At 60.9% G+C, this 23,428-nt stretch carries 18 protein-coding genes; 9 read left to right on the top strand and 9 right to left on the bottom strand.

Annotated elements, in window-relative coordinates:
• The first annotated feature begins 108 nt into the window (after nt 1-108).
• The 5 genes from ACEN8Z_RS08130 (at nt 109) to aauR (ending at nt 5,659) form a co-directional block, all read left to right on the top strand.
• On the top strand, nt 109-855 hold the full coding sequence (locus tag ACEN8Z_RS08130) for an amino acid ABC transporter permease (protein WP_495597304.1): 747 nt from the start codon (nt 109-111) through the stop codon (nt 853-855).
• The gene (locus tag ACEN8Z_RS08125) at nt 855-1,526 is read left to right on the top strand and encodes an amino acid ABC transporter permease (RefSeq protein ID WP_495598102.1); all 672 of its coding nucleotides are present in this window, start codon (nt 855-857) and stop codon (nt 1,524-1,526) included. Before ACEN8Z_RS08130 ends, ACEN8Z_RS08125 begins: the two co-directional genes overlap by 1 nt.
• Entirely contained in the window at nt 1,523-2,257 is a 735-nt protein-coding gene (locus ACEN8Z_RS08120; protein WP_116265064.1) for an amino acid ABC transporter ATP-binding protein, read from the top strand. The genes ACEN8Z_RS08125 and ACEN8Z_RS08120 overlap by 4 nt, the downstream gene beginning before the upstream one ends.
• Nucleotides 2,258-2,432: 175 nt before the next feature.
• Nucleotides 2,433-4,334 carry a two-component sensor histidine kinase AauS gene (gene aauS / locus ACEN8Z_RS08115; protein WP_495597303.1) on the top strand — a complete coding sequence of 634 codons (1,902 nt, stop codon included), beginning with the start codon at nt 2,433-2,435 and terminating at the stop codon, nt 4,332-4,334.
• A complete protein-coding gene (aauR, locus tag ACEN8Z_RS08110) occupies nt 4,331-5,659 on the top strand; it encodes a two-component response regulator AauR (RefSeq protein ID WP_495597302.1) in 1,329 nt (442 codons plus the stop codon). Before aauS ends, aauR begins: the two co-directional genes overlap by 4 nt.
• A gap of 194 nt (nt 5,660-5,853) precedes the next feature.
• Here the strand turns inward: aauR and ACEN8Z_RS08105 are convergent, their stop codons facing one another.
• Nucleotides 5,854-6,888 carry an alpha/beta fold hydrolase gene (locus tag ACEN8Z_RS08105; RefSeq protein ID WP_495597301.1) on the bottom strand — a complete coding sequence of 345 codons (1,035 nt, stop codon included), beginning with the start codon at nt 6,886-6,888 and terminating at the stop codon, nt 5,854-5,856.
• A gap of 217 nt (nt 6,889-7,105) precedes the next feature.
• On the opposite strand from ACEN8Z_RS08105, the gene ACEN8Z_RS08100 reads away from it, so the two are divergent.
• Together ACEN8Z_RS08100 and metR are read left to right on the top strand one after the other, a co-directional pair.
• Entirely contained in the window at nt 7,106-12,340 is a 5,235-nt protein-coding gene (locus ACEN8Z_RS08100) for a dermonecrotic toxin domain-containing protein (protein ID WP_495597300.1), read from the top strand.
• A 117-nt stretch (nt 12,341-12,457) separates the two neighbouring features.
• On the top strand, nt 12,458-13,375 hold the full coding sequence (gene metR / locus ACEN8Z_RS08095) for a transcriptional regulator MetR (protein ID WP_008000240.1): 918 nt from the start codon (nt 12,458-12,460) through the stop codon (nt 13,373-13,375).
• 119 nt (nt 13,376-13,494) lie between these two features.
• Here the strand turns inward: metR and ACEN8Z_RS08090 are convergent, their stop codons facing one another.
• The 5 genes from ACEN8Z_RS08090 to ACEN8Z_RS08070 form a co-directional block, all read right to left on the bottom strand.
• Nucleotides 13,495-13,992, bottom strand: a complete 498-nt coding sequence (locus ACEN8Z_RS08090) for a GNAT family N-acetyltransferase (RefSeq protein ID WP_495597299.1) — start codon at nt 13,990-13,992, stop codon at nt 13,495-13,497.
• Nucleotides 13,993-13,994: 2 nt separating this feature from the next.
• Nucleotides 13,995-14,633, bottom strand: a complete 639-nt coding sequence (locus tag ACEN8Z_RS08085) for a LysE family translocator (protein WP_007985735.1) — start codon at nt 14,631-14,633, stop codon at nt 13,995-13,997.
• Between the two features lie 23 nt (nt 14,634-14,656).
• A complete protein-coding gene (locus ACEN8Z_RS08080; protein WP_495597298.1) occupies nt 14,657-15,091 on the bottom strand; it encodes an NUDIX hydrolase in 435 nt (144 codons plus the stop codon).
• A gap of 231 nt (nt 15,092-15,322) precedes the next feature.
• Nucleotides 15,323-16,648, bottom strand: coding sequence for an APC family permease (locus ACEN8Z_RS08075; protein ID WP_495597297.1), 1,326 nt, complete (start codon nt 16,646-16,648; stop codon nt 15,323-15,325).
• 217 nt (nt 16,649-16,865) lie between these two features.
• Nucleotides 16,866-17,687: a carbon-nitrogen hydrolase family protein gene (locus ACEN8Z_RS08070; protein ID WP_495597296.1), complete on the bottom strand. Its 822-nt coding sequence runs from the start codon at nt 17,685-17,687 to the stop codon at nt 16,866-16,868.
• A gap of 124 nt (nt 17,688-17,811) precedes the next feature.
• Between ACEN8Z_RS08070 and ACEN8Z_RS08065 the strand changes: the two genes are divergently transcribed.
• Together ACEN8Z_RS08065 and ACEN8Z_RS08060 are read left to right on the top strand one after the other, a co-directional pair.
• Nucleotides 17,812-18,612, top strand: coding sequence for a helix-turn-helix transcriptional regulator (locus ACEN8Z_RS08065; RefSeq protein ID WP_495597295.1), 801 nt, complete (start codon nt 17,812-17,814; stop codon nt 18,610-18,612).
• A gap of 165 nt (nt 18,613-18,777) precedes the next feature.
• On the top strand, nt 18,778-20,397 hold the full coding sequence (locus ACEN8Z_RS08060) for an FMN-binding glutamate synthase family protein (RefSeq protein ID WP_495597294.1): 1,620 nt from the start codon (nt 18,778-18,780) through the stop codon (nt 20,395-20,397).
• 33 nt (nt 20,398-20,430) lie between these two features.
• On the opposite strand, the gene ACEN8Z_RS08055 is transcribed toward ACEN8Z_RS08060, so the two are convergent.
• The 3 genes from ACEN8Z_RS08055 to ACEN8Z_RS08045 are packed head-to-tail and all read right to left on the bottom strand — an operon-like array spanning nt 20,431 to nt 23,317.
• On the bottom strand, nt 20,431-21,984 hold the full coding sequence (locus ACEN8Z_RS08055; RefSeq protein ID WP_495597293.1) for a glycosyltransferase family 39 protein: 1,554 nt from the start codon (nt 21,982-21,984) through the stop codon (nt 20,431-20,433).
• Complete coding sequence (locus ACEN8Z_RS08050) at nt 21,981-22,946, bottom strand: glycosyltransferase family 2 protein (protein ID WP_495597292.1); 966 nt, start codon at nt 22,944-22,946, stop codon at nt 21,981-21,983. The genes ACEN8Z_RS08055 and ACEN8Z_RS08050 overlap by 4 nt, the downstream gene beginning before the upstream one ends.
• Nucleotides 22,943-23,317, bottom strand: a complete 375-nt coding sequence (locus ACEN8Z_RS08045) for a GtrA family protein (RefSeq protein WP_008000221.1) — start codon at nt 23,315-23,317, stop codon at nt 22,943-22,945. Before ACEN8Z_RS08045 ends, ACEN8Z_RS08050 begins: the two co-directional genes overlap by 4 nt.
• Nucleotides 23,318-23,428: the final 111 nt, after the last annotated feature.

Genomic DNA, 23,428 nt, shown 5'->3' with positions numbered 1-23,428 from the left:
CCGGTGGCTGTCGAGCCGAGCGCGTGTGCCTGTCCCTCAAGGACAGGCGGGAACGGAGCTTCCCCCAAGCGGGCACTTGTACATCGATTGAACTGAGGGGAGACCCTAATGAATTACAACTGGGACTGGGGCGTGTTCTTCAAGTCCACCGGCGTGGGCAGCGAGACCTATTTCGACTGGTACGTGGCCGGTTTGGGCTGGACCATCGGCATCGCCATCGCGGCCTGGATCATCGCCCTGACACTGGGCTCGATCCTGGGCGTGATGCGTACCGTGCCGAATCGCATCGTATCGGGCATCGCCACCTGCTACGTCGAACTCTTCCGTAACGTGCCGCTGCTGGTTCAGCTGTTCATCTGGTACTTCCTGGTACCCGACCTGCTGCCGGCGGACCTGCAAGAGTGGTACAAGCAGGATCTGAACCCGACCACCTCGGCCTTCCTCAGCGTCGTCGTGTGCCTGGGCCTGTTCACCACCGCCCGGGTTTGCGAACAGGTGCGCACCGGTATCCAGGCCCTGCCAAAAGGCCAGGAATCCGCGGCTCGCGCCATGGGTTTCAAGCTGCCGCAGATCTACTGGAACGTGCTGCTGCCCCAGGCCTACCGGATCATCATTCCGCCGCTTACCTCGGAATTCTTGAACGTCTTCAAGAACACCTCCGTGGCCTCGCTGATCGGTTTGATGGAACTGCTCGCGCAGACCAAACAGACCGCCGAGTTCTCCGCCAACCTGTTCGAAGCCTTTACCCTGGCAACGCTGATCTACTTCACCCTGAACATGAGCCTGATGTTGCTGATGCGCCTGGTCGAGAAGAAAGTCGCCGTACCGGGCCTGATCTCCGTAGGGGGTAAATGATGGAATTCGATTTCTCGGGCATCATCCCGTCCCTGCCGGGCCTGTGGAACGGCATGATCATGACCCTCAAGCTGATGGCCATGGGCGTGGTCGGCGGGATCATCCTCGGCACCATCCTGGCGTTGATGCGCCTGTCCCACAGCAAGGTGCTGTCGAACATCGCCGGCGCCTACGTTAACTATTTCCGTTCGATTCCGTTGCTGCTGGTGATCACCTGGTTCTATCTGGCGGTGCCGTTCGTGCTGCGCTGGATCACCGGCGAAGACACGCCGATCGGTGCGTTCGCGTCGTGCATCGTGGCGTTCATGATGTTCGAAGCGGCGTACTTCTGCGAAATCGTCCGCGCCGGCGTACAGTCGATTCCCAAGGGCCAGATGGGCGCTGCCCAGGCACTGGGCATGACTTACGGCCAAATGATGCGCCTGATCATCCTGCCGCAAGCGTTCCGCAAGATGACGCCGTTGTTGCTGCAACAGAGCATCATCCTGTTTCAGGACACCTCGCTGGTTTACGCGGTCGGCCTGGTGGACTTCCTCAATGCTTCGCGCGCCAGTGGCGACATCATTGGCCGCTCCAATGAGTTCCTGGTTTTCGCGGGTCTCGTGTACTTCATCATCAGCTTTGCCGCCTCGCAGCTGGTCAAGCGTCTGCAAAAAAGGTTCGCCGTATGATCTCTATCAAAAGCATCAACAAGTGGTATGGGGACTTCCAGGTACTGACTGATTGCAGCACCGAGGTCAAGAAAGGCGAAGTGATCGTGGTGTGCGGGCCATCCGGTTCCGGCAAATCGACCCTGATCAAGTGCGTCAACGCCCTGGAACCGTTCCAGAAAGGCGATATCGTGGTCGACGGCACCTCCATCGCCGACCCGAAGACCAACCTGCCGAAACTGCGTTCGCGCGTGGGCATGGTGTTCCAGCACTTCGAGCTGTTCCCGCACCTGACTATCACCGAAAACCTGACCATCGCGCAGATCAAGGTGCTGGGCCGCAGCAAGGAAGAAGCCACCAAGAAAGGCCTGCAACTGCTCGAGCGCGTCGGCCTCTCCGCCCATGCCCACAAGCATCCCGGCCAACTCTCCGGCGGTCAGCAGCAGCGTGTGGCGATTGCCCGTGCGCTGGCGATGGACCCGATCGTCATGCTGTTCGACGAACCGACTTCGGCGCTGGACCCGGAAATGGTCAACGAAGTGCTCGACGTGATGGTGCAACTGGCCCACGAAGGCATGACCATGATGTGCGTGACCCACGAAATGGGCTTCGCCCGTAAAGTGGCCGACCGGGTGATCTTCATGGACCAGGGCAAAATCATCGAAGACTGCAAGAAAGAGGAGTTCTTCGGCGACATCAACGCCCGCGCCGATCGTACGCAGCACTTCCTCAACAAGATTCTGCAGCACTAAGCGACACACACTTGCTGGTTGACTCAATCCCCTGTGGGAGCGAGCTTGCTCGCGATAGCGAACTGACATTCAACATCAATGTTGACTGCAATGGCCTCATCGCGAGCAAGCTCGCTCCCACAGGGGCCAGCGGTGACTCTGCTGCAAGTGTTGTGGTTGATCCAAGGCATCTGTGATGAAATGCGACCCCAATCTTTATCGCGCAGCAATGCCATCACTCGCCGTGAAACCCCGTCTGATTCGTCATTTGTTCCTGCCGCCACTGATCATCGCGATGATGATCGGTCTGGGCTATATCGGCTTCTGGAGCAGTGAACACTATGGCATTCGCAGCCTTGGCGAGAACGGCCAGCGTCAGCTGGAACTGCACGCCCGTGCTGTCGAAAGCGAAATCAGCAAGTACACCTACCTGCCCAGCCTGCTGGAACTCGAAACCAGCGTTTCGCAGTTGTTGGCCGACCCGACCCCGGAACACCGGCAATCGGTCAATGATTACCTTGAAGGCCTGAACCGGCGCAGTCGCAGTCGGGCCATCTACGTGATGGACACCACTGGCCGCGTGATGGCCACCAGCAACTGGCGCGATGTCGACAGTTACCTGGGTGAAGACCTGTCCTTTCGCGCCTATTTCCAGAACGCCGTGCGCGGCCAGCCCGGGCGTTTCTACGGCATCGGCAGCACCAACGGCGAACCCGGTTACTACCTGGCCCATGGCCTGGAGGAGCACGGCAAGATCATCGGCGTCGCGGTGGTCAAGGTGCGTCTCGAAGCCATGGAAGAGCGCTGGCAGCGGGCGCGCCTGGAAGCCTTTGTCAGCGACGAGAACGGCATCATCATTCTCTCCAGCGATCCGGCTCGACGCTTGAAATCGGTGGTGCCGCTGAGCGAGGAAACCAAGGAAAAACTTGCCCGCAGCCTGCAGTACTACTGGTTCCCCCTCAACGAACTGCAGCCGCTGGCCCGGGAAACCCTGTCCGAAGGCGTAGAAAAGCTCACGTTCCCGGCCAACAGCGAACTGGTGTCCGACGATGAAAACATCAGCTACCTGGCGCAAACCCGGCCTTTGAGCGATACGCCATGGAATTTCACCCTGCTCACACCGCTACAGGATTTGCGTCGCGAAGCGATCAACCAGGGGATTCTGGTGGCCGTGGCGTTTGCCCTCTGCGCCTTTCTGTTGATCGCCTGGAACGAGCGGCGCAAGGTGATCGCCACCCGTCTCGCCGCCCGGGAAGCCTTGCAGGAAGCCAACAACCAGCTGGAGCGTCGGATTACCGAACGCACCACCGACCTGCGCGCCAGCAACGAACGGCTCAAGGGCCAGATCCGTGAACGCCGCCTCGCCGAAGAGACCTTGCGCCGCGCCCAGGATGAACTGGTACAGGCCGGAAAACTCGCGGCCATCGGCCAGATGTCCACCAGCATCGCCCACGAACTGAACCAGCCGCTGGCGGCGCTGCGCACCTTGTCCGGCAATACCGTGCGCTTCCTCGAACGCGGCCAGCTCGACGTGGCCAGCACCAACCTCAAGACCATCAACGAACTGATCGACCGCATGGGCCGGATCACCGCCAGCCTGCGCTCATTCGCCCGGCGCGGGGACGACAAGGGCCAGGCCTGCCTCGGCAAAGCGGTGGACGCGGCCTTGCAATTGCACGGCGGCCGGGTGGAAAACATACAGCTGCAACTGCACCGCGACTTCACCGATGTGCAGGTGCAAATCGACCAGACCCGCCTGGAGCAGATTCTGGTCAACCTGATCGGCAACGCCCTCGACGCCATGCAAGCGCAACCGCTGCCGCAGTTGTGGCTCGAAGGCGAAGCATTCGATGGCAAGTATCGACTGCGCGTGCGAGACAACGGCCACGGCATCGACGCCGAAGCGCGCAAGCACCTGTTCGAACCGTTCTTCACCACCAAACCCGGCGAACAGGGCCTGGGCCTTGGCCTGACCCTTTCCGCCAGCCTCGCCGCCGCCACCGGCGGTCACCTGGGTGTCGAGCACCCGGCCAGCGGTGGTACCGCATTCGTCCTCAGTTTACCGTTGGTAAGCCCCACTCCCGCCGAGCCAATATGAACAACGACCTTAGTGTATTGATCGTCGAAGACGACCCCCATGTGCTGCTCGGCTGCCAACAGGCGCTGACCCTGGAAGACATTCCCTGCATCGGCGTGGGCAGCGCCGAAGAAGCCCTGGAGCGGGTCGGCGACAACTTTGCCGGCATCGTCGTCAGCGACATCCGCCTGCCGGGCATCGATGGCCTGGAATTGCTGACCCGGCTCAAGGCCCGCGACCGCAGCCTGCCGGTGGTGCTGATCACCGGCCACGGCGACATCTCCATGGCCGTCGGCGCCATGCAAAAAGGCGCTTACGACTTCATGGAGAAACCCTTCTCCCCGGAGCGCCTGGTGGATGTCGCCCGCCGCGCCCTCGAGCAACGCAGCCTGGCGCGGGAAGTCTCGTCGTTGCGTCGGCAGCTGGCCGAACGCGACTCCCTCGAAGGGCGGATCATCGGGCGCTCGCCGGCCATGCAGAACCTGCGGGAACTGATCGCCAACGTCGCCGATACCTCGGCCAACGTGCTGATCGAAGGCGAGACCGGCACCGGCAAGGAATTGGTCGCGCGTTGCCTGCATGATTTCAGTCGGCGGCACACCAAGCAGTTCGTCGCCCTGAACTGCGGTGGCCTGCCGGAAAACCTCTTCGAAAGCGAAATTTTCGGCCACGAAGCCAACGCCTTTACCGGCGCGGGCAAACGACGGATCGGCAAGATCGAACACGCCGACGGCGGCACGCTGTTCCTCGACGAAGTGGAAAGCATGCCCCTGCCCTTGCAGATCAAACTGCTGCGGGTGTTGCAGGAACGCACCCTCGAACGCCTCGGTTCGAACCAGAGCGTAGCGGTGGATTGCCGCGTCATCGCGGCGACCAAGTCCGACCTCGACGAGTCGAGCAAGGCCGGCGAATTCCGCAGCGACCTGTATTACCGCCTCAACGTGGTGACCCTGGAACTGCCGCCGCTGCGCGAGCGCCGCGAGGACATCCTGCAACTGTTCGAACACTTTTTGCAGCAGTCGTCCCTGCGCTTCGACCGCGCGGTGCCGGAGCTGGACAACCAGACTGTTTCGAACCTGATGAGCCACGACTGGCCGGGCAACGTGCGTGAGCTGCGCAACGTTGCCGAGCGCTTTGCCCTGGGCCTGCCGGCGTTCAAGAAACCCGGTGCCGGCGGCAGCAATCAAGGCCTGGCGTTTGCAGAAGCGGTGGAAGCCTTCGAGCGCAACCTGCTCAGCGATGCCTTGCAACGCAGCGGCGGCAACCTGACCCAGGCCAGCCAGGAACTGGGCATGGCCAAGACCACGCTGTTCGACAAAGTGAAAAAGTACGGGCTGAGCCATTAAGTGTGGACCTGATTCTCAAAGCAACCCTGGGCGCGACGTTGGTGGTGAGCCTCGCTGGCCTGACTCCGCTTTCACAGAGAAATACATTCTCCTGTGGGAGCGGGCTTGCTCGCGAAAGCGGTGTGTCAGTCAACTCAAATGCCAACTGATACTCCCTCTTCGCGAGCAAGCCCGCTCCCACATTGGATCGGGGGTTACAGGAGATTGTGATCGGCCACAGGCTCGATCTGCGCCCAGTGCGAAGTGTCTTCACGGTGCTCGCGCAAGTACGGCAACACCGCCGCCAGCAACGGCGCCTTGAACGCCTCCTGGAAGCGATGGGCCAGGCCCGGAATCAGGATCAACTGACTGCCACGCAGATGCGCCGCCAGATGCACCCCGTGCATCACCGGCAACAGCGGGTCGGCCGTGCCATGCACCACCAGCGCCGGCACCCGCAATTGGTTGAGCAGCGCCACCCGGCTCGGCTCGGCGAGAATGGCCATGATCTGGCGTTTCACGCCCTCAGGATTGAACGCCCGGTCATAGGACAGTGCCGCCTGATGCAGCAGCACCTGGCGATCATCGGTGACCATCGGGCTGCCCAGTGCCGCCAGCAGGTCGGCCTGCTGCTCCAGGGCCACTTCGCGGTTCGGTGCGCCGCGCCGGGACAATAATTGCACCAGCGCCGCACTCGGCGCCGGCAAGCCTTCGGCTCCGGAAGTGGTCATGATCAGGGTCAGGCTCTCGACCCGTTGCGGTGCCATGGCCGCCATGTGCTGGGCGATCATCCCGCCCATGCTGGCGCCCAATACGTGGAATCGATCGATGTGCAAGGCGTCCATCAAGCCCAGGCCATCGTCGGCCATGTCGGTCAGCGAATACGGCGACGACACCGGCAATCCGAGTTTGTAGCGCAGCACTTCGAAGGTCAGGTTGGCTTCGGCCGGTGCTTGCCGCCAGGTCGACAGGCCGACATCGCGATTGTCATAGCGGATCACCCGAAAGCCCTGCTGGCACAGGGCGACCACCACCTCGTCCGGCCAGTGAATCAACTGCCCGCCCAGGCCCATCACCAGCAGCAAGGCCGGGTCCGACGCACGGCCGATGCTCTGGTACGCCAGGCTTACCTGGGCCAGATCCACCCGTTCGGTCGGAACATTGACGTCACAACGTGAAGCCGCCAGGGACGGCAGGCCGAACAACAGCGCGGCCAGAAATATGATTCGTGAAAAGAATGCAGCACCCATGAAAAAACACCAAAACGCAGAACCCCAGTAGAGCGCGAGTCTGATGAAGTTTGTTCAAGCGCGCTGCCACAGTTCCATGACAGTTTGATGAAGAGTGCCGGGCGGTCATCCGGCGTCGAAATCACCCCGCGATAACTATGTACCACCTGCCCCCCTGACGATGGACCTCTAATGCCCGTAACGCCGGCACCGCCCGGCCTTCTGGAGATTCATCGTCATGGTTGACGAAACCACCCCCCTTACGGCCGATTTCGGCCTTACCTTCCCATTGCCCGCAAACCCGGATCAAGGCCTGAGCCTGAGCGCCTCGGCGCGCTGGGACGAATGCTGCGACCAGTGGCGCACCCTCATGGCGCAAAGCTCGCAAGTCCACCTCGACACCGCCTGGTGGAGCGCACGCGCGCTCGGCACCGATCGCTCGCGTCGGGAACAAGCCATCCGCTTGTATCGCCAGCATTTCGAGGTCTCTAGCCAATGGGCGTTTGCCCAAGGCATCCTCGATGCCGGGCAGATCAAAATGTTACTGGCGCTTATCGACCCGCCAGCGCAAACAACAACGCCTGACCCGCACCTCGTGTACGTCGAACAGCTGACTCTCAATGATGACAACGGTCTGTCTGCCCAACTGTCGGGCGCGCTGGTCATCACCCGGGATACCGATCAACCGGTCGCTCAGCTGTTGTATCTGCCTTCGCATTCATCCGCCTGGATGATCTTTCAAAGCCGAACTGAACTGGAGCGCTGGTTGACCGAGCATCAACCACAGCGGTTCGACCAGCCCCGACTGTCGATGGACAAGGTCAGTGTCGGTTACACCGTCCTCGACAAGGCTGTGCTGCACACCAGCGCCGAAGCCCTGTTGTCCCGTTTGTCCGTCGCCCCCGCGGACCGGCCCGGCAATGCTGCCGTACTGGCCGCGCCCCCCGACCTGCCACTTGTGGAGACAGAGGACAACACAGCCCTGTTCGGCCAGCTCAGTCCCGATATTCCCTTGGGCGTGCGTCACCGCACGCTGGCACAACAACGGACGGCCCTGGAGAGTCTGCTCGGCGATGACTTTCCGGGGGATGCCAAGGATCCACGTCTGCAACGCCTGCACCAGCAACTCGAGGCCCTCAGCGCTGCCGAGCAGGCCAGCAGTGCCGCCGCGATGGCGCTACTGGACACCGCCGATGCCCTCAAATGGCTGGAGTTGCGCCACCAGGCGGGCCCGCATTACGCCGCCCTGCACCAGGCACGCCAGGACGGCTTGCGCGCCGAAGCCGAACTGCAATTGAGCCTGAATCAGATCAACAGTGAAGAGCATCAATGGCTCATCAGTGTGCTGGACGCCCCCGATCAGCCCCAAGCGGCCGACCTGGTGGTCGCGCGGCTGGAACTGTCGGCAACCGACACCGAAGGTGACACCCGCCGCACGCAAACCGAGGAACTGGACGGCGTTCTGCTGTTTGCCAAATCCTCGGCGTTGCTGGCGCATTCGACCGACAGCCTGTTGCTCTACTGGCCCGGACGCTTCGGTGGACTGCAACGGTTTGCCTCTCGACAGCTGCTGGAACAATCGCTGTTCAAACGCCCGGTCAACGACCCGGCCCTGGCACTGCACGTGTTGCCGCTGAGCAGTCCGCCGTTTGAATACGCCCTGCAAACCCAGCTCCACAGCTGTGAACAACAGGCGGCCCGGATCATCGCCGCCAATCCTGTTCCGGCTCGTACCAGCCAGCGAGTGGCCGAACTGGAAAAACTGCGCGAACAGACCCTCGCCTGCCTGACCGTCCCCCAATCCGCCGCCCGGGACTGGGTGTACGCACGCATCGTCGAGCAAAACCAGAGCAGTGCGCTGGCCGCTCAATTGCCGTCGTGGCATCGCGAACTGCCCACCGTGCAGCGTGACCGGCTCAAGACGCTGTTCAAATCCTGGATCGCCGCGATGCAGCGCTCCCACGTGTGGTTCGAACGCGAACTGCCGCCACGGGAAGCCTTCGCCATCAAGGCTGTCGACGCCCGGCTGCGCCTGGACTTCGACCTCACTCAAGCGGCGCAGGTGCTGCTCGACGTTCCGGATTCCACCAGCTGGCGCAAAGTACTCATTGAAGGCGCCGCACCAGGCACCCCTCAGCAAAATGTGCTGGTCGCCAGCGAGCAGCGCAGCAAGCTGTCCCTGGGTGAGCTGGCGCTGAGCAATATCGATCAGCAAATGTGGTGGCGACTGTCGTTCATGCGGGTCGAGGTCAGCGGGGTCGACACCGCGCAACAACAGAAAATGAAAAGCGCCATCACTCAATCCTGGCTGCGCAGGCTGGTCACTGAACTGGATCTGGCCGGGCAATATGAAACGCTGATCCGCGAGACCTTTCTCGGCCCCTCGACGGCATCGACGTTCAGTAATGAATATCGGCGCGAATGTCTGAGTGAGCCGTGGCGCCTGATGCTTCGCCTGCAAGGCGAATTCGCCGAGCTGGCAAAGGACATCGATGCCAACGGCCGGCAAGTACTGGAAATCGCCATCGACGCCAGCAGCCGTGAAGCCTTTGCCAGCAACGGCAAGCGCATCGAGTTGCTGCCCGCGCACCTGACCGTGGGCGGCAAGGACACCCACGCCCAGGGACCGAGCACGTTGTCCGGCGTCACCTTTATCGTGGAGCACGTCAGCGGCCTGACCCTGCTGTATCTGCCCGACAGCCCCGACGGCGTTTATCTGCGCCAGTTCGACAGCCTTGAACAGGCGCGGATGCGCCTGTTCAACGATTGCCTGCGCAGTTCGATGGTCAACTACCTGGCCGGTCGAGCCTTGAAGGGCGATATCGCCCACCACGTCAGTCGGATCAACCAGGCCCGATTGAAAAACTTCGACGGGCTGATCGGCGTCGGTACGCCCTGGCCAGCCAGCACTTCCCTGGCAGCGCATCTGCTGAATGCGCACATGGGCCGTTTGCTGGAAGCCCATCGGGCGACATCGCGCTCCAATGATGCGTTGTACCTGGAGCAGGTCGCCTTGAAGTCCGGCGCAATGTTCAATTACTTGAAAATGGCCCTGGGCATGCTGCCCTTCGTCGGTGCGACCATCGCCCTGTACGACGCCTGGAACAGCGCCAACCTGGCGGTGGCGGCCTTCCTGCGCGGTGAAGTCGGCCATGGCCTGGCCGAGGTGGAGGCGGTGCTCTTGTCGCTGATCGACGCGGCCATGGACATTCTCCCCGGCACCATTGCCACCCCTGCCGCAGCCCGCGTTGCCACGCGCAGTCGTCAGTGGCGGGCGCTGGGCAAAAGTCCGCGCGCCTTGCAGGTATCGACGCAACACCAGGCACGGCGTTCGCTGGAACGTTTCAAGGGTTATGAATATGAAAAGCCGATTTCCCTCGCGGGTCTGCACCCGGGCACCGAAGGCATTTATCGCAACGTGTATCGACACGCCGACGGCGACTTCATGCTCAGACAGGGGCGGATCTATCGCATCGAACTGGAAGGCAATCCACCCCGCTGGCGCTTGAGCGGCACCAGCAGCCGGACCTACAAACAGCCAATCGCCCTGGATGAGTCAGGCCATTGGAACACCCACTACGCGGTGTACGGCACAGTGATCGAAGGGGGTGGCGTGGGCGGCGGTGCCGTGCTCGGACACATGGCCGACGGGCTCGACCCGATCTGGCCTGCCGCCATTCGCAACCGGCTGCCGCGCTGGTGGACGGACCGCGCCTTGCGCCGGCAATTGACCCTGAAAAACACCGCCGATGCCTATACCCGGCGCCTCGATGCCCAGACCCGCAAGAACAATAGCCTGGTGCAGGGCTACTTCGATCTTGCACCCGAGCAGCGCCCGGCACTTCGCTCCGCTGTCGACCTTGCCTGCCTGAACGATATCGAAACCGCACAGGCTTTGTACCTGACCCTTGAAGAGCTGATGGTATTGAGCCATGGCAACAAACGCGCCCAGATCAATGACATTCAAAGCCGCTGCGCCTGGATTGTCGTCGACCGCCTGGACCGCAGGATCGGCCTGGCCCGGGAGCGACTGATAGAAAGCCTCGACCGGATCGAACAGTTGAACACCCGTTCGGATTCAACGCCGGTCAACGATACCGCTGCACATTTGAAACTGATGGCCGAGCGCAAGGAGGTCCGAAAAACCTTTATCAAGGAGTTCGACCAGCAATACCAGGCCGTCGAGCAAGCCAACCGATGGAACCGCAGCATCACCCGCCCCAAGCATAAAGAGAACGTGGCCAAGACCGTCGAGCTGCTGAACAAGGCATACAGCGATGCCAATTACCGGTACCTGAAGGCGGCGCATGTGCTGGAAACCATCACCCACTACGACGCTGTCGACGACCTGTCATGGACTTACTTTCATGTGCAGTTGAAAAAGTCCCGCGAGAAGGTTGGGCGCGCCCTGCTGACCCAACATCAACTGCCGCAAGTACGCTCCAACGTCGGTCAGCGCAACAGGGTTATCGAAGACTGCCAGGCCATTTACACCCAATTCCGTCGCCAGCTCGGCGCCTGGACACTGGGTTATCCGCAACACCTGGACTTGGAGCAAGTCACTGTGTTTCTGGATAACCTCGATCAGATGGAAGCACTCGCTCGCCATGCCCTCAAGAACCGCTCCTCCATCACGCCAGTGGAAGAACGCTCCGGACGGCAATTGTTTGAAACTGAGGACAACCAGTTGCTGATCGGCGTGACCAGCACCGACACCACTACCCGGCAACAGCGCTTCACCATCGAAGGCGTCGATGGCCGCACGGAAACCTGGCTACCGCGCTCCAGTGGCAAATATCACCTCAGCGAGCCAGCGGGCTCCGTGCAGCCGGAACTGCCGACCGATGTCGGCCCGTTGCTGGCAGAAGCCAGGAACAGGCTGGAGGCGGCAAGCGCCTACAGCCGCAAAGTCGAAGGCTACGCACGGCAAGACATGTTGCCGGTCGACCTTGAGCACATGATGAGCAGTGAGGCCACGGAGTTGACCACGCGCGCCCGGGCCATCGAACGATTGTCCCCCGCCGAGGCCGTCGCGCTGCAATTGCGCAATCGGGCCGATGAGATGTTGCGCACGGGGCGTACCTTGCGCATCAATCAGACCATGAGCAGCAAAACCCCGACCGAAGGTTATCTGGACTATCTGCTTGAACAGCAAGTGGTGGACATTCGCAAGGAAGGCGGCCTGCGCGATCTGGGCAAACGCGCCGACGGACGACGGGATTTCCTGCAGGAATACGAAGTGCGCGACCTGCGCAGCGAACCGCCGCAAACCCTGTGGTACGCACACTTCCACTACACCTCGGCCAAGCCTCAGTTCAGCGACTTCGTCAAAGGCCACCTGAAACGGCCGGAACAACGCAACCTGGGCCTGCAATGGCAGAAGGACGTGGCCGCCAGTGGTGGTACGGTCGAGGCGATCTGGCGCGGCGACATCGGCAAACCGCTGGGCAACAAGCACTTTTCCACGCTGTGAAGCAACAACGGCGGAGCACGCAATGTGCTCCGCCGTGCTTAGGGTCGACAGCGGCATCAACATGAGACAAACTCAACCTTTTCGAATTATCGACAAGTTTTACTCATGGAGCCTCCGGTGCTTGAAATCCGTCACCTCAAGACCCTGCACGCCTTGCGCGAAGCCGACAGCCTCGTGGATGCGGCCGATCGCCTGCACCTGACCCAGTCGGCCCTGTCTCACCAGTTCAAGGAGCTGGAAGAGCGAATGGGCATGCCGTTGTTCGTGCGCAAGACCAAACCGGTGCGCTTCACCAGCGCCGGTTTGCGCCTGCTGCAATTGGCCGACGCCACCTTGCCGCTGCTGCGCGCTGCCGAGCGTGACATCAGTCGCCTGGCCGGTGGCACCGCCGGGCGCCTGCACATGGCCATCGAATGCCACAGTTGCTTCCAATGGCTGATGCCGACCATCGACCAGTTCCGCGACGCCTGGCCGGAAGTCGAACTGGACCTGGCTTCGGGTTTTTCCTTCGCCCCACTGCCGGCCCTGGCCCGTGGCGACCTGGACCTGGTAGTAACCTCCGACCCGCTGGATCTGGCCGGGATCACCTATGTCCCGCTGTTCACCTATGAGGCGATGCTGGCGGTGGCCAACCAGCACCGCCTGGCTGGCAAAGCCTACATCGTCCCCGAAGACCTGCTCCCGGAAACCCTGATCACCTACCCGGTGGAACGGGACCGGCTGGACATCTTCACCCGCTTCCTCGAACCCGCCGACATCGAACCGGCACAGGTCCGCACTTCGGAACTGACGGTGATGATGATGCAACTGGTGGCCAGCGGTCGCGGCGTGTGCGGCATGCCCCATTGGGCGCTGCATGAATACAGCTCGCGGGGTTACGTGAAAGGCAAGCGGCTGGGTGAGAAAGGTTTGTTCGCCACGCTGTACGCCGCGATCCGGGCCGACATGCTCGATGCGCCGTATATGCGCGACTTCTTGCTGACGGCCAAGGACACGTCGTTTTCGACATTGGATGGGGTTAGTGCGGTTCGATAGAAAAACATCCCCCCTGTGGGAGCGGGCTTGCCCGCGATGGCGGCGGCAGATCCAACATTGATGTATCAGACATATCGCTATCGCGGGCAAGCCCGCTCCCACAGGGATCTCGGTGAGCCTTAAAGTTCGCGCCACATGTGGATCTTGTCGAAGTAATCCTCCCCCACCCGCACCGCCATCGGTTCCAGGCCGAACTGGACGAAACCGCAGCGCTGGTAGAGGTTGAACGCAGCATCGTTGCCGGCGGTGACGGTCAACTGGATCAGGCGCAAACCCGCATGGTTCTGCGCCTCGGCCAGTGCCGCCCGGACCAGTTGATAGCCGAGCCCGCGCTGGCGGACCGTTGGTGAGACGTACATGCCAAACAGCGTCACCTTGTGCCGGGCCTTTTCCCGAGGCTCGAACGCGAGGCCGACGATGCCGGCCAGGCGCCCTTCTTCGAACGCCCCAAGCACCACGTCCAGCTTGCCGGCCAGGCGCGACTCCCACCAGCTCAGCGGCATCGCCGCCCGCTCACGCACACTCGAGGTAAAAGCCTGCGGGTGCAGGTCGTAGGCTTCGAGCATCAGCGCCCGATAGTCCAGGGCATGGCCGGCATCCAGTCGCTCGATCCACATGCTCAAGCCATCCGTTTTTGCTCAAGCATCAGCCGCAGTGCCAGCCCCGACAATATGAAGCCCATGAAATAGCGCTGCATCGCCAGCCAGGTCGGGTTGTTGACGAACCACGAGGCGATACCCGCGGCAAACATGGCGATCATCAGGTTGACGCAGAAACTGACGCTGATCTGGGTCAGGCCGAGAATGATGCTCTGGCTGAACACCGAGCCATGCTCCGGCGTGATGAATTGCGGAAACACCGACAGATAGAACACCGCGATTTTCGGGTTCAGGGCACTGGTCAGAAAGCCCATGGTGATCAGTTTGCGCGACGAATCAGGGGGCAATTGCTGCGCCTCGAACGGCGAGCGCGCACCAGGCTTGACCGCCTGCCAGGCCAGCCACAACAGGTACAACGCACCGGCCCACTTCAACACCTCATAGGCCATCGGCACCGCCAGGAACACCGCGGTCAAACCGGCGGCGGCGGCAAACAGGTGCACGAAGAATCCGGCGACCACCCCAAGCAACGAGATCACCCCGGCCTTGCGGCCCTGGCAGATCGAACGGGAGATCAGGTAGATCATGTTCGGCCCCGGTGTCAGCACCATCAGCAATGCGGCAGCGGCAAAAATCAGCAAGTCTTGAAGCGGGATCATGGGCGAAGTCCTTTGCGTAATGATCAGGCGATCGCGGTCAGCGATGCTCGATAGAACGGCAGGATCAGGTCCCGTGTCAATGGCGCCAGACAGACACCACCGTCGGTGTGTGGATCAATCCAGATCACCTCTTCGATCTCCGCCGCCGGGGTGACGTCTGAATCAATATTCAGCTGAAACAGCTCGGCGTGCACGACAAAGCCCGGCTCATTGGCGGCCGGTGCCGAGAAGTGGCCTAGGTAAACGGCCTGCGCCGGGACGATGTCCAGACCCAACTCTTCTTCCAGTTCACGGGCCAAGGCGTGAATCGGCAATTCATGGGGCTCGATCTTGCCACCCGGTTGCATGAACGCCGTGGTGCCGCGCTTGCGCACCAGCAGCGTGCGACCGTCAGGGCCGATCAACAAAGCGGCGGCGATGTGGATAAGTCCGGTGGACTGGGCGGGAAACGTCGTCATGATCAAAGGCCTTTGACTCAAAAGCAGCAAGGATCACATGTCCGCCGCTCTCGATCAAAAACCAAAGCAAACAGCCGAACCGATTTTTGCAGATGCCGCTGATCCCCTGTAGGAGCGAGCCTGCTCGCGATGGACGTCAACGATAACGCGCCCTATCTGAATGATTGCGTTGTCCAGACGTTTTTCGCGAGCAGGCTCGCTCCCACAAGTAGATCGCAGCCTGTAGCTCGCTTATACAGCTTCCTGGAAATCCATCTCCGGCGGCTGCCGACGGAAACCGCCAGTCAACACCGCCAGGTACACCACGCCAATCGCCAGCCAGCTCAATCCCAGATAAACCGCCAGATGATCGAGGCTGACCATCAGCCACAAATCCGCTGCCAGGCCGATGAACGGGAAGATCAGGAACAGCACCAGTTCACGCAGGCCTTTCTTCTCGCCACCGATCCAGTAATGGAAGATCACCGACAGGTTGACCAGGCTGAACGCCAGGAACGCGCCGAAATTGATGAACGAGGTCGAGGTGGTGACGTCCAGTTTCAGTGCCAGCAATGCCACCACCGCGCACAGCAGGATGCTGTTGATCGGCGTGCCAAAGCGTTCGTGCAAGGTGCCGAAAAACGCTTTCGGCAGCACGCCGTCACGGCCCATGGCATACAGCAGCCGCGAACCGCTGGCCTGGGCCGACAGGCCCGAAGCGAACTGGCCGACGATCAGGCCGATCAGGAAGATCGAGACGAACAGGTCACCACCGATGTTGCGGGCAATTTCATAGGCCGCCGAGTCGACACTCTCGAACTGGAACGACGGATGGGCGATTTGCACGAAGTACGATACGCCGACAAAAATCAGCCCGCCGATCAGGGTGATCAGCATGATCGCCCGAGGAATGGTGCGGCGTGGATCGCGGGTTTCCTCGGTCAAGGTGCTGACCGCGTCGAAGCCCAGGAACGAATAACAGGCGATGGCCGCGCCGCTCATGATCAACGGCATCTGCATATCGCCATTGAAGAACGGCTTGATCGACCACAACGGCGTGCTCGCATCACCGCCGACGTAATGCACGCACAATGCAACGAAGGCGGTCAGCACCAGGAACTGCACCAGCATCAGCAAGGCGTTGATGCCGTTGGCCAGTTTCAGGCCGACGATGTTGATCGCGCTGGTAATGCTGATGAACGCCAGTACCCAGACCCACTGCGGCACGGCCGGGAATGCGGAGTTGAGGTAGGCCGCACCGATCAGCCAGATCGCCATCGGCAGGAACAGGTAATCGAGTAGCACCGCCCAACCGGCGATGAACCCGAGTTTCGGGCTGATGGCCTTGCGCACATAGCTGTAGGCCGAGCCGGCCACCGGGAACGCCGAGGCCATGCGCCCGTAGCTCATGGCGGTGAAGAACATCGCCACCAGCGCCGCGAGGTACGCGGCCGGCACCATGCCGGCGGTGGATTGAGCGAGGATGCCAAAGGTGCCGAGCACAATGATCGGCGTCATGTAGGCAATGCCAAACAGCACCACCGACCCCAGTGACAGGGTGCGTTGCAAACGAGCCATGAGCGACTACTCCGAATTTTATTGGATTTATGGCAGAGCCGAGTTCGGCGCAAATTACGGGTGTTGCGTTGTTGTTATTCGGTCAGACAGGTGTGTCGTCCGGGAGGGCCTCATCGCGAGCAAGCTCGCTCCCACAGGGGATCTCGGGCGTTCACAAGGCCAATGTGGGAGCGGGCTTGCCCGCGAAGGCGTCAGTCCAGCCAACACAGAATCCGGATCAGCCCTTGGGAATCAGCAGCTCGCGCAACCCGCAGGCCCGCTCAACCACCTCTCCCGGCAACTGCAGCCGCTGATCATCCAGGTACCGATAATCCCGACGCGCCGCCGTCAGCTGATTCAGGTCCAGTTCAACCGCAAACTGCCCTTCCTCGCGCCCGGCTTCGAACAACAGGGTGCCCAGCGGATCGACCAATGCGCTGCCGCCGGCAAACAGCAAACCACCGTCACCCGCTTCCACCCGGTTAACCATCAGCGCAAACGCCTGGTTTTCCTGGGCGCGGGCCATGATCGCGGTGCGGTGGGTCGGGCCATACGGGTCCATGTTGCCGTTGGTGACGATCAACAGTTCGGCACCCAGTTGCGCCAGGGCGCGGGCGCTTTCGGGGAATTCGATGTCGTAGCAAATCAGCAGACCCACGCGCACGCCGTTCCACAGGCAGGTGGCGTAGCGATCGCCCGCCTCGTAGACACCGCGATCCGAGGCCCACAAGTGAGTCTTGCGGTACTTCAGCGCGATGCCTTCGGGAGTGATCAGCAGCGTGGTGTTGTAGAAACGGCCGTTGTCGTTTTCGGCCATGCCAATGGCCACGGCGATATTGTGCTGGCGGGCGGCGGCGAGCACCGCACTGACGGACGGTCCGTCCGGCGCCTCGGCCACCTCGGCTACGGACTCAGCCGAAGGGAAACCCATCAAATGGCCTTCAGGGAACATGATCAGCTGCGTGTCGGCTGCGCACCCGGCAATCGCCGCCAGGGTGCGTTCGAGGTTGTAGGCCGTGTCATTGTCACGACCTGCCAATTGGGCGAGTTCGACCTTCATGGGTATTCCTTGTTATGGACCGGGCGGCAGAAAGATTGCCCGGTCGGTGTCTGTGCGCCAGTATGCGCAGCAAGCAACCGGGCGGGGAATCACGCCGCTGGGGTAACACGATAGGGGTAGATGCATGGCACTCTCGTTGGACGACATCGCCTGGCACCGCTCGGTGGGGCAACTGATCGACGCCCTGGACAAGCCCAATTTCTGGACCCAGCTGGTGCGTTTGCTGGATCAGTACGTGTCCTTCGACAGCTGGGTAGCCCTGCTTTTCAGCGCCGATCAGCGCCCGCAGGTGTTCGCCGAATGCCCCGGCGAGGACGGCAGCCCCGACCAGTTGTTCCAGGATTACCTGCGCGGCCTGTATCTGCTCGACCCGTTCTACATCGCCTGCCGCGAGCAGTCGCGCACCGGACTGTATCGCCTGTCGGAAGTCGCCCCGGAACACTTCGAGCTGACCGAGTATTACCAGCGCTACTTTCGTCTGAATGTGGTGGCCGACGAAATCCAGTTCAATTGTCAGCTCGAAGGTGACCGCACACTGTGCCTGTCACTGGGCAGTACGCAGCGCTTCAGCAGCCAGCAGATCGCCTTGTTGTCGTTGATCCAGCCGTGGGTGCTCGGTTTGTTGCGCCAGCGTCTACCCTATGAGATCAACGAAGTCGTGGCCCTGGCCCCCGCACCACCGCAGGCCGATTGGCGGGTACAGCTGGAAGCTTCGGTGCAGCAACTCAAGGGCGCGCAGTTGACCGCCCGGGAACTGGATGTCGGGCGTTTGATGCTCAGCGGTTGCTCCAGTAAAGAAATCGCCCGTAAGCTGGAAATCTCGGTCGAAACCGTGAAAGTCCATAAGAAACACATGTACAGCAAGCTGGGGATCAAGTCCCAGTCCGAGCTGTTTTCGATTTTTCTCCAGGCACAAAATGCCTGAACGTCCTGTGGAGCGCTTTGCTCTTATGTGGGAGCGAGCTTGCTCGCGATAGCGGTGTGTCAGTCAACATAAATGCTGAATGTGGAACCGTCTTCGCGAGCAAGCCCGCTCCCACAGTGTTTTGTGTTTAGCCAAATTTATTGAGTCCGAACCCAAGGAAACCGTATGAGCCTGTCACTCCTGAGCCGCTACGCCTTCTTTGCCGTCTGCGTGATTTTCACCCTCGCCAGCCTGCCATTTCTTGACTATGACTGGCTCTGGCCGATCACCGCCGTTACCGGTGTCCTCAGTCTGGTCGGCCTGTTTGATCTGCTGCAAGTTCCCCACGCGGTGCGCCGTAATTACCCGATCCTCGGCAATATCCGCTATCTGGTCGAAGGCATCCGCCCGGAAATCCGCCAGTACCTGCTCGAATCCGACAGCGACGCCCTGCCCTTCTCCCGGGCCCAGCGTTCGCTGGTCTATTCCCGGGCCAAGAATGAAACCGCCGACAAACCCTTCGGCACGCTGATCGACGTGTATCAGTCGGGCTTCGAATTCATCGGCCATTCCATGCGCCCGGCGCCGTTGAGCGACCCGAGCAGTTTCCGCGTCACGGTCGGCGGCCCGCAGTGCACCCAGCCGTATTCGGCGTCGGTGTTCAACATTTCAGCCATGAGCTTCGGTTCGCTCAGCGCCAACGCCATCCGCGCCTTGAACCAGGGCGCCAAACTCGGCAATTTCGCCCATGACACCGGCGAAGGCAGCATCAGCCCCTATCACCGGGAACATGGTGGCGACCTGACCTGGGAACTGGGTAGCGGCTATTTCGGTTGCCGCACCAGCGACGGTCGCTTCGACCCGGAGCGCTTCGCGGCGCAAGCGCAAACGCCGCAGGTGCGGATGATCGAAATCAAGATGAGCCAGGGCGCCAAGCCCGGCCACGGCGGGATCCTGCCCAAACACAAGGTCACCAAAGAGATCGCCGAAACCCGCGGCATCCTGATGGGCGAAGACTGCGTGTCACCGTCTCGCCACAGCGCGTTTTCCACGCCCATCGAAATGATGCATTTCATCGCACAACTGCGTGAACTGTCCGGTGGCAAACCGGTGGGGTTCAAGTTCTGCCTCGGCCATCCGTGGGAGTTCATGGGCATTGCCAAGGCCATGCTCGAGACTGGCATCCTCCCGGACTTCATCGTGGTGGATGGCAAGGAGGGTGGCACCGGCGCGGCACCTGTGGAGTTCACCGACCACATCGGCGTGCCGATGCGCGAGGGCCTGTTGTTCGTGCACAACACCCTGGTGGGCCTGAACCTGCGGGACAAGATCAAACTCGGCGCCAGCGGCAAGATCGTCAGCGCCTTCGACATCGCCAGCGTGCTGGCCATCGGCGCCGACTGGGCCAACTCGGCGCGCGGCTTCATGTTCGCCATCGGTTGCATCCAGTCGCAGAGCTGCCACACCAACAAGTGTCCGACCGGCGTCGCCACCCAGGACACCCTGCGCCAGCGCGCGCTGGTGGTGCCGGACAAGGCCCAGCGCGTATTCAATTTCCATCGCAGCACGCTCAAGGCTTTGGCGGAAATGCTCGCCGCCGCCGGCCTCGAGCATCCGTCGCAGTTATCCGCCAAGCACCTGGTGCGACGCATGTCGGCGACCGAGATCAAGCTGTTCTCGCAGTTACATGTATTCCTCAAACCCGGCGAGCTGCTGACCGGTGAAGTGAATGGCGAGTTCTACTCGCGGATGTGGCAGATGGCGCGGGCGGACAGTTTTGAGCCCAATGAAGTGGCAGCGGCCTGACGTTGGCTCCAGCGCGGAAAGTTCGGGACGACTTCAGCGCTCGCCGCCGAGTATAAACAGGCGCGCCTCGACTTCCTCTCCCTTGAGGGTCTGCGTCTGTTTCCACCCCTTGGGAAATGTCACGACCTTTTCCGGCCGGGGCCTGCCGGTCACCCACCAGACTCTTTTGGAACTGAGTTTTACTGTTGCGACATTGTCGAAAAAAATCCAGTCCAACGTCTGAGGGATAAGAAGCCAGCCACCATAGTTGAAGGGACCGTCCGAAGCGCCTGTCGGCAATCGGGCGATGTAAAGCCTCGGCTGGATACCCGTGGTGTTGTAGTAGTGGAACGGCAAATACCAGTACAGGCCGTCAATGACCAACTCGTCGCCCGCCTCGGCCTCCCTCTTGATGCCATCTGCCAACATATCCAGCCTGGCCATCTTACGGATGAAGGTTCCGTTCAGCCCGTCTTCCTGCGAATACACTTTCTGCAGTCCATGTACTTCCCCTGCAACAAACACGCTCAAGCAGAGGAGTGCAATCACAGGACGTCGTTCAGCCAACCGATCCAGCACAACGGCGACGAACAAAGGCAAACCGGCCGCGGCAAACACCAGGTACCTGGGAACGAAGATCGGAACGGCCAATGACAAGAAAAACGCCGTGATGAGCGGTACGAAGAAGTAACCGATGACCAGCACGGTCGAGCGGCGATCGGTGCGCCCATACCGCAACGCCATCACACAACAGGCGATCACCACCGCCGAGACAATCAGCGTCCCCCACAACCCGCCCTCCGTGGTTGAAATCATCGCCGCACATTGCGCGATAAAGCTCGGCAACATCTCCCACGTGGTCGGCGATATCCATTCGAGCCCTTTCATTTTCCACGTCTGGTCAATCAGATGCGGCAACCAGGGCGAATACAGCACGACAATCGCGAGATTGGCCAGCAGCCACTTGCGCACAGGCAACGATGCCGATTTGCCACTGCCCAGCCCCGACCAATACAGCCAATGCACCAGCACACAGAGCACTGCAAAGTAGTGCGTGTAGAACGCCGCTGTCATCAGCAGCACGTACATCACGGGATAGCGTTTGAGTTGCGGTTGCCGACTCCAGCAGACCAGCGCAACCGTGGCGCCCATCAGCCAGAAACCGACGAGCGTGTACATGCGCACTTCCTGGCTGTAACGAACCGTGATCGGCAGCAGCACCAGCAATACTGCGGCGATACAGGCCGCTCTTCGCGTGGCAAGCAGACTCATCAGTTTGATACTGAGCAGCACCGTGCCCACATCTGCCACGGCGCTCAGGCCGCGCACAGCCACCACACTGGCGCCAAACAGCATCGTCCAGTAATGAAGAATCACGTAATACAACGGCGGATGAACGTCTCCCGCCGTGGTAGACCAGATCAATGCCGGCGAACGCTCGCTCAGCATCAGGCTATAGCCTTCGTCGTACCAGATGATCGGGACTGAAATCCCGTGAAATCGAACGATCAGGGCCAGGGCGAGCAACGCCAGCACAATCGATGGGTAGACGACCAGACGCCACTGACGCACCTGAACATCCTCGGCCAGGCGCTCCATCGTGTTCATACAATCCTCTTCAGTGAGGGTTTGTCGGCTGGCTCGTCACTGCCTTTGATGATGTCCTTGATGACATAGCGGGGCCGATGCTTGGACTCCATATAGATGCGCCCGATGTATTCACCGAGGATGCCGATGCCAATCAATTGAACGCCGCCCAGAAACAGAATCGCCGTCATCAGGGACGGATACCCCGGGACATCGTTGCCGAACAGAATTTTGTCCAGAATCATGTAGGCCGCATACACAAGTGCCGCCAGCGAGATGATGCCGCCCACGTAGGACCAAACACGCAACGGCACCGTGCTGAACGAGGTGATGCCTTCAAGTGCCAGGTTCCATAGCTTCCAGATATTGAATTTACTTTTGCCGGCGGCACGTGGCGCGCGATCGTATTCAATGACTCGCGTATTGAATCCGGCCCATGACAACACCCCCTTCATGAACAGCTGCTGCTCCGGCAGGCTCTTGATGACGTCAACGACTTTCCTGTCCATCAAGCGAAAGTCACCGACATTTTCTTCGATGCGGGTCGAGGCAATCCGATTGAGCAGGTGGTAGAACATGGCCGCGAAATGGCGTTTGAAATAACCGTCGGCCGAACGGCTGCGACGCTTGGCAAGCACCACGTCAGCGCCATCGGTCCACTCCTTGATCAGCCGGGAAATGACACTGACCGGGTCTTGCAAGTCCACATCCATCGGAATGACCGCATCACCGGTGGCATATTCCAGCCCGGCAAACAGCGCAGGCTCCTTGCCGAAGTTGCGCGAAAAATTAATCAGCAGCACATCGCTGTCCTGCCGAGCGATCGAGCCCGCCAGCAGTAAAGTGTGATCGGTGCTGCCGTCATTGATGAACAGGATTTCAACCTGATAGGGGCTTAGCGAGGGCTCCTGGCGAACAGCCTGGTAGAACAGGTCAATCGCCTGCTCCTCATTGAACACCGGAACAATCAACGAGACTTTCATGTGTCACGCCTGCGAAACACCACGTATTTTGAATACAAAAATCCGAGTACCAGACTCAATGCCGAAAACAGGGCCACGGTGAGCAAACCGTGCAATCGCCAGACGTCGCCAAGATGGCCGACCCCCAGGCTCAACGCCCCCATGCCCGAAACAAACAGTAGATAACCGCCGACCGAGGACCTGGCGGCGAAAGTGAATTGCGCGTTCATGTAGAAGGAAAACGACGCAGCCACGCAGAAGGCCACCAGGTTGCTGACCGCCTGACTGAGGCCGGCCGCAACGCTCAGCAGGAAAAAGATCTGCCAGTGAATCAGGGTGTTGGCGACCCCGATCACCGTGTAACTGGACAGCCCTTTCCACAACAGTCTCATGGGAGACTCCCGCTTTTTAGAACGTTGCGCTCATTTGTATTTGAGCCTGTCTACTGTCAGAAATCGCAGGTTTTTGAACCTTTCAGACCAGCGGTTGAGCCTCGGGGCAAC

The organism is Pseudomonas sp. Pseusp10 (assembly GCF_059492225.1).
This window is presented reverse-complemented; position numbering and strand designations above follow the sequence as displayed.

Excerpts from the sequence above, each read along its gene's own strand:
- ACEN8Z_RS08130 (WP_495597304.1), top strand. The coding sequence starts at position 109 with ATGAATTACAACTGGGACTGGGGCGTGTTCTTCAAGTCCACCGGCGTG.
- ACEN8Z_RS08125 (WP_495598102.1), top strand. The coding sequence starts at position 855 with ATGGAATTCGATTTCTCGGGCATCATCCCGTCCCTGCCGGGCCTGTGG.
- ACEN8Z_RS08120 (WP_116265064.1), top strand. The coding sequence starts at position 1,523 with ATGATCTCTATCAAAAGCATCAACAAGTGGTATGGGGACTTCCAGGTA.
- aauS (WP_495597303.1), top strand. The coding sequence starts at position 2,433 with ATGAAATGCGACCCCAATCTTTATCGCGCAGCAATGCCATCACTCGCC.
- aauR (WP_495597302.1), top strand. The coding sequence starts at position 4,331 with ATGAACAACGACCTTAGTGTATTGATCGTCGAAGACGACCCCCATGTG.
- ACEN8Z_RS08105 (WP_495597301.1), bottom strand. The coding sequence starts at position 6,888 with ATGGGTGCTGCATTCTTTTCACGAATCATATTTCTGGCCGCGCTGTTG.
- ACEN8Z_RS08100 (WP_495597300.1), top strand. The coding sequence starts at position 7,106 with ATGGTTGACGAAACCACCCCCCTTACGGCCGATTTCGGCCTTACCTTC.
- ACEN8Z_RS08090 (WP_495597299.1), bottom strand. The coding sequence starts at position 13,992 with ATGTGGATCGAGCGACTGGATGCCGGCCATGCCCTGGACTATCGGGCG.
- ACEN8Z_RS08085 (WP_007985735.1), bottom strand. The coding sequence starts at position 14,633 with ATGATCCCGCTTCAAGACTTGCTGATTTTTGCCGCTGCCGCATTGCTG.
- ACEN8Z_RS08080 (WP_495597298.1), bottom strand. The coding sequence starts at position 15,091 with ATGACGACGTTTCCCGCCCAGTCCACCGGACTTATCCACATCGCCGCC.
- ACEN8Z_RS08075 (WP_495597297.1), bottom strand. The coding sequence starts at position 16,648 with ATGGCTCGTTTGCAACGCACCCTGTCACTGGGGTCGGTGGTGCTGTTT.
- ACEN8Z_RS08070 (WP_495597296.1), bottom strand. The coding sequence starts at position 17,687 with ATGAAGGTCGAACTCGCCCAATTGGCAGGTCGTGACAATGACACGGCC.
- ACEN8Z_RS08065 (WP_495597295.1), top strand. The coding sequence starts at position 17,812 with ATGGCACTCTCGTTGGACGACATCGCCTGGCACCGCTCGGTGGGGCAA.
- ACEN8Z_RS08060 (WP_495597294.1), top strand. The coding sequence starts at position 18,778 with ATGAGCCTGTCACTCCTGAGCCGCTACGCCTTCTTTGCCGTCTGCGTG.
- ACEN8Z_RS08055 (WP_495597293.1), bottom strand. The coding sequence starts at position 21,984 with ATGAACACGATGGAGCGCCTGGCCGAGGATGTTCAGGTGCGTCAGTGG.
- ACEN8Z_RS08050 (WP_495597292.1), bottom strand. The coding sequence starts at position 22,946 with ATGAAAGTCTCGTTGATTGTTCCGGTGTTCAATGAGGAGCAGGCGATT.
- ACEN8Z_RS08045 (WP_008000221.1), bottom strand. The coding sequence starts at position 23,317 with ATGAGACTGTTGTGGAAAGGGCTGTCCAGTTACACGGTGATCGGGGTC.